Annotated in this window: 12 protein-coding genes; 3 read left to right on the plus strand and 9 right to left on the minus strand. The window is 58.4% G+C overall.

Annotated features, from left to right (window positions below):
* Positions 1-34: 34 nt before the first annotated feature.
* The 3 genes from JO965_RS26595 to JO965_RS26605 are packed head-to-tail and all read right to left on the minus strand — an operon-like array spanning position 35 to position 2,431.
* Complete coding sequence (locus JO965_RS26595; protein ID WP_203445110.1) at positions 35-607, minus strand: biotin transporter BioY; 573 nt, start codon at positions 605-607, stop codon at positions 35-37.
* Between the two features lie 54 nt (positions 608-661).
* Positions 662-886 carry a hypothetical protein gene (locus tag JO965_RS26600; RefSeq protein WP_203445111.1) on the minus strand — a complete coding sequence of 75 codons (225 nt, stop codon included), beginning with the start codon at positions 884-886 and terminating at the stop codon, positions 662-664.
* Positions 887-898: 12 nt separating this feature from the next.
* A complete protein-coding gene (locus JO965_RS26605) occupies positions 899-2,431 on the minus strand; it encodes an acyl-CoA carboxylase subunit beta (protein WP_203445112.1) in 1,533 nt (510 codons plus the stop codon).
* Between the two features lie 131 nt (positions 2,432-2,562).
* Here JO965_RS26605 and JO965_RS26610 point away from each other — a divergent pair, with 131 nt between their 5' ends.
* On the plus strand, positions 2,563-3,984 hold the full coding sequence (locus JO965_RS26610; RefSeq protein ID WP_203445113.1) for a short-chain fatty acyl-CoA regulator family protein: 1,422 nt from the start codon (positions 2,563-2,565) through the stop codon (positions 3,982-3,984).
* 404 nt (positions 3,985-4,388) lie between these two features.
* Here JO965_RS26610 and JO965_RS26615 read toward each other — a convergent pair whose 3' ends face one another.
* Complete coding sequence (locus JO965_RS26615) at positions 4,389-5,285, minus strand: DMT family transporter (RefSeq protein WP_203445114.1); 897 nt, start codon at positions 5,283-5,285, stop codon at positions 4,389-4,391.
* Positions 5,286-5,626: 341 nt separating this feature from the next.
* On the opposite strand from JO965_RS26615, the gene JO965_RS26620 reads away from it, so the two are divergent.
* Entirely contained in the window at positions 5,627-6,049 is a 423-nt protein-coding gene (locus JO965_RS26620; RefSeq protein WP_203445115.1) for a helix-turn-helix domain-containing protein, read from the plus strand.
* Positions 6,013-6,588, plus strand: a complete 576-nt coding sequence (locus tag JO965_RS26625; RefSeq protein WP_203445492.1) for an IS630 family transposase — start codon at positions 6,013-6,015, stop codon at positions 6,586-6,588. Before JO965_RS26620 ends, JO965_RS26625 begins: the two co-directional genes overlap by 37 nt.
* Positions 6,589-6,974: 386 nt before the next feature.
* Here JO965_RS26625 and JO965_RS26630 read toward each other — a convergent pair whose 3' ends face one another.
* Genes JO965_RS26630 through JO965_RS26650 form a run of 5 tightly spaced genes read right to left on the minus strand, consistent with a single transcriptional unit; the run spans position 6,975 to position 12,345 of the window.
* Positions 6,975-7,976, minus strand: a complete 1,002-nt coding sequence (locus JO965_RS26630) for an ABC transporter ATP-binding protein (RefSeq protein WP_203445116.1) — start codon at positions 7,974-7,976, stop codon at positions 6,975-6,977.
* Positions 7,973-8,983 carry an ABC transporter ATP-binding protein gene (locus JO965_RS26635; RefSeq protein WP_371826927.1) on the minus strand — a complete coding sequence of 337 codons (1,011 nt, stop codon included), beginning with the start codon at positions 8,981-8,983 and terminating at the stop codon, positions 7,973-7,975. The genes JO965_RS26630 and JO965_RS26635 overlap by 4 nt, the downstream gene beginning before the upstream one ends.
* Positions 8,980-10,479 carry a M81 family metallopeptidase gene (locus JO965_RS26640; protein ID WP_203445117.1) on the minus strand — a complete coding sequence of 500 codons (1,500 nt, stop codon included), beginning with the start codon at positions 10,477-10,479 and terminating at the stop codon, positions 8,980-8,982. Before JO965_RS26640 ends, JO965_RS26635 begins: the two co-directional genes overlap by 4 nt.
* The gene (locus JO965_RS26645) at positions 10,479-11,411 is read right to left on the minus strand and encodes an ABC transporter permease (protein ID WP_203445118.1); all 933 of its coding nucleotides are present in this window, start codon (positions 11,409-11,411) and stop codon (positions 10,479-10,481) included. The genes JO965_RS26640 and JO965_RS26645 overlap by 1 nt, the downstream gene beginning before the upstream one ends.
* Entirely contained in the window at positions 11,404-12,345 is a 942-nt protein-coding gene (locus tag JO965_RS26650) for an ABC transporter permease (protein WP_203445119.1), read from the minus strand. The genes JO965_RS26645 and JO965_RS26650 overlap by 8 nt, the downstream gene beginning before the upstream one ends.
* Positions 12,346-12,360: the final 15 nt, after the last annotated feature.

Genomic DNA, 12,360 nt, shown 5'->3' on the forward strand with positions numbered 1-12,360 from the left:
GAACTGGAGGGCGTTCCTCAGAAAGGGGTGGCGGCTAGAGGGCGCGGGCGGTCACCCTCGTCAGAGCCGTTGCCAGAGTGACTTTAAGAGCTTCCGCAGGAAGGAAGATCAGGAAGCCTGCAAAGAGAGCTTTCTCGAAGCCGATCAGGGTTGCGAGCCACGCTGTGCCAAGAACCATGATGATTGCATCGCCCAAGAGCAGCACTCCGAAAGCCGAGAGCATCGAGCGCATTGCGCTGCGCTCGCTCAAGGAGCCCACGACCCAGGTCGCGAGAACGAAGCCTGCAAGGTAGCCAGCCGTCGGGCCGCTGAAAGCCGTAAGACCTCCACCACTTTGGAACACCGGCAAGCCGACCGCTCCCTCGAGGAGGTACGCCACAACTGTAACAAGTCCGAGACAACTGCCGTAAGCCGTTGCCAGGGCGAGCACCATGAAGGATTGCATGGACATCTTCACGGGCCAGAACGGCACTTGAACATGAGCCGAGATTGCCAGCAGCACTGTTCCAAGGAGTGCGAGGGCTACAAAGCGCACGCGTGCATTAGCTGGAGTTCGCGTCCAAAGCCTATCCGCAAACGTCCGGGCGACAGTCTGAGCTGCAATCATGGTGCCTCTTTCCTTTCAGCGTCTTCGATTCCAGTGTGTCATTCGAACTGGGCTTCAGTCTGGGGTACGGGCAGCCAGATTAGCTACATAGTCGGAGTGTTTCAGAAGGTGTTCAGCCTCAGGATCAAGGCCGCTGACGGCCCACAGCAGCTGCGAAATCTCGTCAGTAAGATCCTCCGCCTGTCGGGACCTCATATCGGCATCGGCGACTTGGGAGTGGAGCTGAGCGATGTCATCGCTACGCGTCGCCTTCGAGACTGATTTGCGTGTGGTGGGCATCGACTGCTCCTCTCAAATCGGAATGTTGTCGTGCTTCTTCCAGGGCCGCTCGCTCTCCTTGTGGCGCAGCATTGCCAGCGCCCGGGCGATCCGCCGACGCGTCGAATGTGGCATGATCACCTCGTCGATGTAGCCGCGCTCGGCCGCCACGAAGGGCGACATGAAGCGGTCTTCGTATTCCTTGGTGCGCGCCGCGATCTTGTCGGCATCGCCGATGTCGGCCCGGAAGATGATCTCGACCGCGCCCTTGGCGCCCATCACGGCGATCTGCGCGGTCGGCCAGGCGTAGTTGATGTCGCCGCCGATATGCTTTGAAGCCATCACGTCATAGGCGCCGCCGAAGGCCTTTCGCGTGATCACGGTGACCAGTGGCACGGTCGCTTCGGAATAGGCAAACAGCAGCTTGGCGCCATGCTTGATCAGGCCGCCATATTCCTGCGCGGTCCCCGGCAGGAAGCCCGGCACGTCCTCGAAGGTGACGATCGGAATGCCGAAGGCATCGCAGAAGCGCACGAAGCGCGCGGCCTTGCGGGAGGCATCCGAGTCGAGCACGCCCGCCAGCACCATCGGCTGGTTGGCCACGAAGCCGACCGTGCGACCCTCGATGCGGCCGAAGCCGGTGATGATGTTCTTCGCGTAAGCTTCCTGGATCTCGAAGAAGTCGCCCTCGTCCACGACCTTCAGGATCAGCTCCTTCATGTCGTAGGGCTTGTTCGGGCTGTCCGGGATCAGGGTGTCGAGGCTGTCGTCGGTGCGGTTGGGATCGTCGAAGCTCGGGATTTCCGGCACGCCGTCCATGTTGTTGGCCGGCAGGAAATCGATCAGGCGGCGCACCTGCAGCAGCGCCTCGACATCGTTGTCATAGGCGCCATCGGCCACCGACGACTTGGTGGTGTGCACCTTGGCCCCGCCGAGTTCCTCCGAGGTCACGGTCTCGTTGGTGACGGTCTTCACCACGTCGGGACCGGTGACGAACATGTAGGAACGGTCGCGCACCATGAAGATGAAGTCGGTCATGGCCGGCGAATAGACGTCGCCGCCGGCGCACGGCCCCATGATCACCGAGATCTGCGGGATCACGCCGGAGGCGATGACGTTGCGCTTGAACACCTCGCCATAGCCGCCGAGCGCCGCCACGCCCTCCTGGATGCGGGCGCCGCCGGCATCGAACAGGCCGACGATGGGCGCGCGCATCTTGAGCGCCATGTCCTGGATCTTGATGATCTTCTGGGCATGCGCCTCCGAGAGCGAGCCGCCAAGGACGGTGAAGTCCTTGGCGAAGACGAAGACGGTGCGACCGTTGACGGTGCCCCAACCGGTGACGACGCCGTCGCCGGGGATCTTGACCTTCTCCATGCCGAAATCGGTGGAGCGGTGCTCGACGAACATGTCGAACTCCTCGAACGAGCCCTTGTCGAGCAGGAGCTCGATGCGCTCGCGGGCGGTGAGCTTGCCGCGGCCGTGCTGCGCCTCGATGCGCTTTTCGCCGCCGCCCAGGCGCGCCTGGGCACGCCGCTCCTCAAGCCGTTCGACAATTTTATGCATGAGCCCGGGCCCTCAACTTTGCCCACCACAGGTAAAGGTGGAAATAGTGAAGGTGTGGTGATCTCAAACTAACCTTGCAGGCTCAAGCGTTTTCGTGCCAATTTGTGAACTTGTGAATGTAGCAAATTAACATGAAGCGAAAAATTTTTGCCGGGTTGGCGATCCGCGAGTTGCGGGAGGCGAGAGGACTCACACAGCTTGACCTTGCGAGGCGGATCGGTGTGTCCCCGAGTTACATGAGTCAGATCGAGGCCAACCAACGGAGCCTCTCGGGAACCGTGATCATCGAGCTCGCGCGTGTTCTTCGTGTCGATGTGTCAGCGTTCTCGAGCGATGACGGAGTTCGGCTAGCCGCAACGTTGCGGGAGGTGCTCGGAGACCCTACGTTCGGCGGCCTCGACATGACCCAGCAGGAACTCAAGAACGCCGCCCTTCATGCCCCAAAGATGGCACGTGCGCTGGTTGACCTCCACCGGATCTACCGTCGCGTCGAGGAGCGATATCGCTCATTGGATGATGCGCTTCGAGCCAGTGACGGAACCGTTGGCAGCCACCAGTCAGCGTTCGAGGAGGTTCGGGACTATTTTCATTTTATCGGGAACTACGTCGATCCTCTCGACCGGGCTGCGGAAAGCTTGGCTGATCGGATCGGCGCCAGGTCCGAAGACTCGCTCAGTCGCCTTTCTCATCATCTTGAGACCATCCATGGCATTTCCGTGTCCCGTCACTCCACCGCGGATGGCGGTGGATTCGTCAGTACCTTGGACCGCGCTCGCCGGACGCTGTTGCTGAACGACAGTCTTCCCCAGGCAACGCTCGCATTCGCGGTCGCGCGCCATTTAGCGACCCTGACGCTGTCGGACGAGATTGATGCCGTCGTTCAAGCGGCCTCGTTTCGGGGCAGTGATGCGAGCGCCGTCTGTGCAGCCACTCTGGCGAACTACTTTGCGGGCTCTCTGCTCATGCCTTACCAGCAATTCGCCGAAGAGGCCCGCAGGATGCAACATGACATAGAGCGGCTGGCGACACAGTTCGGTGTCAGCATCGAGCAGGTCTGCCATCGGTTGTCCACGCTTCAGCGGCCTGGCAACGAGGGCATCCCGATCTACTTCCTGCGCGTCGATCGAGCAGGTAACATCACCAAGCGCCATAGTGCAACGCGGCTGCAATTCGCGAGGTATGGTGGTGCGTGCCCAATCTGGAACATCCATGAAGCCTTCGAGACGCCAGATCGCTTCCTAGTCCAAGTGGCCGAGATGCCGGATGGTGACCAGTATCTATCAGTCGCGCATGCGATCACAAAAGGAGGTGGGCGCTTCGATGCGGCCCGTCTCCGTTATGCGATTGGGTTCGGATGCGAATTGGCCTACGCAAACGAGTTTGTCTACTCAGACGTTATTGACACACGCAAGTCCTCCGCGGCGGTCAAAATCGGCGTCAGCTGTCGCCTCTGCGATCGATCTGATTGCCGTCAGCGCGCGACGCCTCCGTTTGATAGGAGGGTCACCGTTGACCCAGATCAACGGAACATTGTGCCTTACCAACTGGGATAAAGCTACGCGTTACACCAGGGGATAACGGATGCTGGCGAGGCCCGTTAAGCACCTTCAATGTTCCGTCATGTCAACGAGAGCGATGGCGAGTGAGCTGGACCATAAGCCCATGGCAGCTGATGAGCCCGGTCCACACCAATTGCGGTCAGCGCAATATACGTTGCGGTTTTGTATTTTGTGAGGAAGGGTCATTCACGCCTCCGCATGAATGGCCTTTCGGTTCTCCGTTCATGACATCGAAAGGCATGGCTTCGACGGCGCTCATACAACCACCAGCTGCTAGATGTAGCGAGACAAGCTTTGAGTGTGCCTAGACTTCTGCCGGATGGAAGACACACACCAAATGGAGGTTGAACACCCTCACCTGTTTCTGACGACGATGAGCACGGGCCTGTATGGCTGCTCTATTTGATAAGGGCAGATGTCACCCGAATTGTCCGCTCGCGATGGGCTGTGTAGAGTCCACTGGCGATGATTACTGTGGCGCCAATCAGGGTCCAGCGATCCGGCACATTGCCAAAGATCACATAACCCAACATCCCCGACCAAATGAGTTGGCTATACGAGAATGGCGCCAGCACCGAGGCGCGCGCCTGCTGGAAAGCCAGCACAACAAGCCATTGCGCGATGGTAGACGCCCCCCCGGTGATAAGCCCGAGCCAGATTTCACGCCACTCCGGCGTTACCCACGTGAACGGCACAAGAGCTGAGGTGATGAGCAAACCGATACCCGCTGCATAGACAAGGGAGACGAGAGTTCCGTCCGATCCGCTCATCTTACGCGTCACCACCAAGGCGACGGCCCAACTCGCAGCTGAGAGCAGGGGAAAGATCGCTGCTATGTCGAACGCTCCAACTCCAGGCCGCACAATAACGAGGACGCCGATGAGGCCGACCGCAACCGCACTCCACCGCCTCCACCCGACGGTTTCACCTAGGATTGGGATCGACAGGGCGGTCACAATCATAGGTGAGATGAAGGAGACAGCCGTAGCTTCCGCCATCGGCAGGAAAGCCAATCCCATGATGAAGAAGATTGATGAACCCAGCACAGCGAGAGCTCGGAGCGCCTGCAGGAAAGGTCGCTTGGAACGGAGTTCCTGCATCTGCCCCGTGAACGCTGCGGTTGCGAGCATCAAGAGCGTGAAAACGCAAAAGCGCAGCCACGCCACCTCAAGGGCCGGGAGGCCTGCGGTCAGGAGTTTAGAGGCTGCGTCTGAACAGGAGAAGAAAGCTAGCGCAGCCAGCATGAGGGCGATGCCTCGCAGCGGGCGGTCACGAGCGATGGAAAGATCAGTCATCGAAATTGTCGCCCGTCCCGCGCATCTTGCGTTTTCCCCGGTGGTGAGATCGGTGTTCTCGCAAAGGGAGTTATATACGCAGTCTAACTTCGCAGATCCAGGCATATAGGATGAAGGCAAAAGCAGCAATGGATCGGGGACGATCGCGAGCCGAGCTGCGGCATGATTCTCGGGCGAGTTGGAGCCGAGGTACTTACCGTGGGTCTATCCCAGAGTTGGCTTGGCCAAGACAGCGGCTTCAACATGGACGTCCACCTTGAGAACTAAAGCGCTTTTGATCTGGGCTTGAATCCATTCGGGTAGTCTGTGCGTTGATTGGGATATGGCCCGGGAGGCAAGTTATGCCCCAGCCCTATTCTCCCGATTTGCGCGAACGTGTTCTGATCGCCTGCGAGCGTGGCGACCTTCCTCAGGTCGAGATTGCCCACCGCTTCCAGGTCTGTCCCGCCACCGTGTCAAACTGGCGCCGCCAAGAGCGCGAGGAAGGCCGACGCTGCCCCAAGCCGCACAGCGGCGGTGTGCCCTCGCGCCTGGATGCAGCGGCTCTGGCGGTGCTGCGTCAGCTCGTCATCGAGGACAATGACGCGCTGCTGCGTGAGTACCGTGAGCGCCTGGCCGAGCGAACGGGCGTGACAGTGTGTCTGGCGGTGATCTGTGAGGCGCTCAAGCAGCTCAAGCTGCGTCCGAAAAAAAGACGCTTCGGGCGGCCGAGCAGGAGCGGCCCGAGATTGCCGCTGAGCGCGAGGCGTATCGCCAGCAGATGAGCGCGCTTCCTGTGGAACGCTTGGTGTTCCTCGATGAAAGCGGCGTGACGACCAAGATGGCCCGCACCCATGCGCGAGCGCCGTGTGGGCAACGCGCCTATGGATCCATTCCCCTTGGCTCCTGGCAACGGCTGACGGTGTTAGGCGCGCTTGCCTGTGAGGGCCTGGTGGCCACGATGAGCATCGAGGCATCCACCTCTACCCCGGTGCTGCTGGGCTATCTCGAGCAGGTGCTGGTGCCCAAACTCCGGCAGGTGAAGCCGGATGCGATCCTGGTGATGGACAACCTGCGCCCGCATCGCGCGACGGAAGTCGGTGAGATTCTCGCTCAGGCCGGGATCGGGGTGTTGTACCTGCCTCGCTACTCCCCTGAGTTCAACCCGATCGAGCAGGCCTGGGCCAAGATGAAAGAGCGGCTTAAGGCGAAAGCCGCACGCACTCTCGAAGCCCTGGAGGCGGAACTCAAACCAGCCCTCGACACCATCACCGCAAAAGATGCCAAAGGTTGGATCAGGCATGCCGGCTATGCCCTACACTGAGACCAAAAGCGCTTTAGCGCAGTTCTGTAGAGCAAGAACATCGACGGTCATACGGGATGGCTTCGGAAGCGCGTGCTTTGTAGCGCATTGAGGCCTCTTGCGGCATAGGAGCGTCGAGTTGTTCGAGGCGGTGGACTACCTTTACTCTGCATTCTTGGAGGACGGTTTTAGAACATATCCGGCCAACCTCTCAAGCTGAACCGGACTGCCATTATGGACCGTCGAATGACGCCGGACCAGGTTAGGACGAGCGCGTGATCATGGGACTCCTGCAGATTCCCTTTTGAGGGCTACAGTCGCCGAGCGAACGGCCCGCGCCGAGGCGTTGTCAGTGCACCACAAATCTAGGTCGATCACTAACCCCAGCGTGTAGATTAGGGCTCAACTCAAGTGGGCGGCATGAGTTTCGCGGTCGGTGCGAAATGGCACGCCGCCTGATGGTTAGGCAGCTTTTCGATCAAGGCAGGCTCCTCATCGGCGCATCTCTGTTGCGCCAGCGGACAGCGTGTGCGGAACCGACAACCACTAGGTGGATCAAGAGGTGTCGGCAGGTCTCCTGCGAGGATCACACGATTTCTTGCTGCACCTGGAATTGGCCGAGGTACCGCAGAAAGCAGCGCCTGCGTATAGGGGTGTAGTGGGCTATCGTAGAGATCTTTCTTGTGCGCGTGCTCAACGATTTTTCCCAGATACATAACCGCCACCCTGTCGGAGATCTGACGGACCACGCCGAGGTCGTGAGCGACAAAGAGATAGCTTACACCAAGATCCCGCTGGATGTCACGCAACAGGTTAATGATCTGCGCCTGAACCGAAACGTCCAATGCGGAAACTGGCTCATCGCAGATGACCAGCTGCGGAGAAAGCGCGAGAGCGCGTGCAATCACGATGCGTTGCTTTTGGCCACCAGAAAATTCGTGTGGGAACCGGTTCTTCACCTGCGGCCGAAGTCCAACCAGGCCGAGGAGCTCATCGATCCGCGCATTGATGCGATCTCGGCTCCAGCCTGATATTTCCATCGGCTCTGCTAGAACTGAGGCTATGCTCATGCGAGGGTCCAGCGAGCTCGCTGGATCTTGGAAGACCATCTGTACCTTTTTGCGTCGCTTTCGCAGCGCAGAAGGTCGCAAAGTAGCTATGTTCTCACCGTCCAGAATGATCGCACCCTCAGTAGGCGAGTTGAGTCTGATGATCGCGCGAGCAACGGTCGATTTTCCGCAGCCGGATTCACCGACGAGGCCGAGCGTCTCGCCAGGCCCGATTGCTAACGAAACGCCATCAACAGCCTTGACCGTGCCCGACTTTTGCCAAGGACTCTTTGCCTTGATCGGAAAATGAACCTTCAGGTCGCTGACCTTAAGCAGCATCTTGCCGGCATCGTCCGTCATGTGTGTGCCTCCGCAGCCTGCGCTGTCTGATAATTGACCTCTCTGATGCAGGCTGTCTGATGACCTCCCTCCACGCTAATCAATGGAGGATCGAATGTTCTGCATGGCGCACGGACATCCGGACACCGATCCGCAAAACGGCAGCCGGTCGGCATCGCATACGGCAAGGGCACCGTACCGGGAATGGTCGAAAGCCGCTCCACGTCAGTGTTGAGAGGGGGGACACTACGCAGAAGACCTTCGGTATAGGGATGACGCGGCCGTCGAAAGAGGTCGGCTGCAGATGAACGTTCGATGACACGCCCAGCGTACATGATGATCACATCATCAGCAATGTCAGCAACGACGCCGAGATCATGCGTAACGAGTATGATCGCCATACCGAACTCGCGCCCAAGCCGGCGAAGCAGCTCGATAATCTGAGCTTGGATCGTGACGTCGAGCGCAGTCGTTGGTTCATCTGCGATCAGGAGTTTTGGCTTGCATGCTAAAGCCATTGCGATCATGACACGCTGCCGCATACCACCCGACATCTGATGAGGGAAAGCGTCCATGCGCTGCGCAGGAGACGGGATGCCAACATGATCTAGCATCTCGATTGCTGCAGCGCGTGCAGCCTTCTTGCCAATCTGCTGGTGCGCCTGCATCGCTTCGATGATCTGGTCGCCGACGGTGAACACGGGATTGAGTGACGTCATCGGTTCCTGAAAGATCATCGCAATCTCGCCGCCACGTATTTGACGCATGCGGCGTGCATCTGCCTTGAGAATATCCTCGCCGTTAAAAAGGATTTCTCCTGCACTCGGCGCAATTGATGGATGGGTTATCCGCAACAGGGACAGCGCCGTCACGCTTTTGCCGCAGCCCGATTCTCCGACCACGCCCAAGACCTTTCCGTGGCCAACGTCAAAACTGACATCGCTGACCAGCGTGATCTCCTTAGGTCGCAACGTTAGTGTCAGACCGCGGACAGAAAGCAAGGGCACCTTCACTATCGATCCATTCACGTTCTATCCTCCGTGAAGGGATAGACCCGATCAAGCGGAACGTTCTTATAAGGCAAAGTCTGTAGATTTGCTGGTCCCCAGTCCGGAGTGTCAATAATGAAGATCGCAGCGCTTACGGGCTCGAAGAATGCGCGGAAATGCGTCTTCGAGCGTAGGACAACGAAATCAAACTCGTCCAGCGTGCGTCCAAACTGAGTGAGACAGTCATCGTCAAGAGCAGTAAGAGGCAGAGACGTCAAGGATACCATTGCTGATCCGGTGTCGATCACAGCAGTATCACCTAGTTCTACTATGCTCCCGGTGCCGACCGGCCCTGTCGCGCGATAGGTTACAGATTTGGCATGAGTCACCTTACCTTGAAGCGTGACTGGCCCACCCGCCCGCTCGTTGCTCTTACCGCCAACCTTCAGGTTGACTATCGCGCCGACACCGGCAGACACTGCCTCGGCAGCTGCGTGGGGATCCCACAAGTATGGAACGGCCGTCCGTGGCAGCTTCTGCCTCAGGACCTCACGGAGAATATAAGTCGAGTCATTCATCCGATCGGCATGTTCCAGTAGAACAATGGGACGTCTGCCTTCTAATACTAACTGTTTCGCAGCATTGATCCCGCTCTCTACCGAGTGGACCAGCTCCCGATGATTAAGGGCTTCCCGGTGCGCCCAGATTTGGGATGATAAATGATTAGCGACGTCGAGTGCCGCAGACCGATCGCCATCCGCCACCACGACTACAGAGAAGCCGCAATTCGGAACATCCGCGTAAGAAAAACCGGCGAATATTGAGACGTCGAGATATCGGTCACTCCGCTCGCCGACTGCGATTGACTCAAGAACGATCGACTTCAGGGGCTCCAGGTTGGTCGCACTGAAAATACTTGGAACCATAACACCAGGCTTCACGAGGATGCAGACAGGTGCAATCTCTCCTCGCAGGGTGCGAAACAGACACTCTGCTGCCCGCTCTCCGGTCGAGCCCATATCGGTATGAGGTGAGAAATGATAACCAAAGACGGCGTCGGCCGCCGCAATTGACTTCTCGTCGAGGTTTGCGTGATAGTCCAAAGCAACCATTATGGGGACGTCTGACCCGACAGCGGCCCGGACACGCTCCAGCGTCTCTCGATCGGCATCCAAGCGTGTCGGCGTCACCATCGCGCCGTGAAGATCCAGAACCACACCGTCAAGCGGGCCCGCTGATCTCAGGCCGTCAATAAGCCGGTTGACATAATGATTATACGCCTCATCGCTGGTTGGGCCGGCAGCCCCCCCCGAGGTGTAAAACAGTGGGATGATGTCAGCGTCTTCGCGCTCACAGACACGGATTATTCCCCCAAGAACTGTGTCGGTCTCTCTGAAACCTTCGAGTAGAGCCGGGCCCGACGTCTCCACAAGCCTGAAATCTTCGAGCGTTGTTTGCCCATCAATGAAGGTTACCGACTCCTGTTGGAATCCTGCGATGGCAACGCGACGCCTCGTATGACTGCTCGGAAGCATTATTTCTTTCCTTTTTCAGAAGCCGAGGACGCTAAGTCTCGAGGGTCGAGAAGGTCCCGAAGTGTATCGCCAACGATGTTAAAGGCTAAGACACTAACGGTCAGGCAAAGTCCGGGGATCAATGCTAGCCATGGCGCTTCGAGGATTGCGTTTACGCCGTCACGAATGAGATTGCCCCAGCTCGGCGTGGGTGGCTGAATGCCCAGGCCGAGAAAGCTCAGCGACGCTTCCGTGGTGATTGCTCCAGATATACTGAGCGTGGCCATTACGATTAGGGGACTGACGATGTTCGGCAGAATGTGCTTCATCACGATGCGAAAATCGCTAGCGCCAAAGGTTCGGCTCGCGGCAACATAATCGAGTTCCCGGACCAGAAGCGTCGAAGACCGAGCCAATCGCACGTAAATAGGAACGCTCGAGATGCCGATCGCACAGATCAAAACGGGAAGGCTAGTACCAATCAGCGTCACCACAAAAAGGGCCATCAGTATAGCGGGAAAAGACAGCATTGTGTCGACGATGGCAGTCACGGCCGTGTCAAGCCAACCTCCTTTGAACCCTGCCAACATCCCGAGTGGCACGCCGATCGCCATCGAGACGCCGACGGACAGCAAACCGACGATCAAGGCAGGGCGTGCGCCATACACGGCACGGCTGAAGACGTCGCGACCGAACTCGTCAGTACCAAACCAGTGCTCCAGGCTGGGTGGCAGGAGCGCGTTGACGACACTTTGTTCGGTCGGGTCATGACCGGCGATGAACGGCGCAAGCGCCGCCACGGCGATGATAAACAGAATAAAGCCAAGGCCGACGCATGCTCCCGGATCATAGAGCAGCATCCTAATCCCTGAGAGGCTGGGCCGTTCACCTGTGACTTCAGGCGTCTCGGCATTCACTGCCGTCGCTATCAAACTCGTGCGGGGATCAGGCATTTTTCACCCTCGGGTCCAGGAGTCCGTAGCTCAGGTCTACCAGAAGGTTGACCAGCGTGATCATAACAGCGAAGACGATCAATCCTGCTTGGATGAGATTGTAGTCGCGCTGTGCGATCGCACCGACCAGCAGCTTGCCTAATCCAGGCCGATTGAACACGGTTTCCGTCAAGATAGCACCCCCGAGAATGGTCCCCGTATAGAGAGCGGTGGCTGTCACGACTGGAATCAGGGCATTCCGCAGCGCGTGCCTAAAGTAAACTTCAGAGGGTTTCAGTCCCTTTGCGACCGCGGTCCGCACAAAGTCTTGGCTCAGCGTCTCAAGCATTGTCGAACGTGTCAGACGTGTGATGTAGGCCGCCTGCACGATACCAAGACTGAGTGACGGGAGGACAAGCTTTTGCAAATGCTCATTCAGCGAGGTTCCACGCGGGGTATGAATGATCGGAAACCAGCCCAGCCAGACCGAAAAGATCAATAACAGCACGATAGCCAGGTAAAACGCTGGAAAAGAGAATCCGAGCAGCGCCAGTATCCGACCGCTGAAATCGATCCAGCTGTTGCGGTGAACGGCGGTTAGCACGCCGGTCGGAATTCCTATGACGACGCCGACGAGCAGCGAGCCCAGAGCCAGCGACACAGTGTACGGGAAGAGATCGCCAATTTGTCTTCCGATCGGGGCACCGGTCACGAGAGACCTACCCAAGTCGCCGCGTCCAAGCGCGGTGACAAACTCTTGATATTGAACGAGCAGCGGCCTGTCGAGGCCGGCCTGCTGACGAAAGGCCGCTATCGACTCCGCCGAAGCCTGATCGCCTAAAACAACCTCAGCTGGATCAGCAGGAACAAGGCGCATCGCGAAGAACACGATCGTCGCGACCGCCCACACGACGAGGAGTGCGGTAAGCACCCTTCGAGTAATGAACATTGCCATAGTCTTAGCCCGTTC

It is taken from the genome of Microvirga sp. VF16 (genome assembly GCF_016864375.1).
Lineage (GTDB): Bacteria > Pseudomonadota > Alphaproteobacteria > Rhizobiales > Beijerinckiaceae > Microvirga.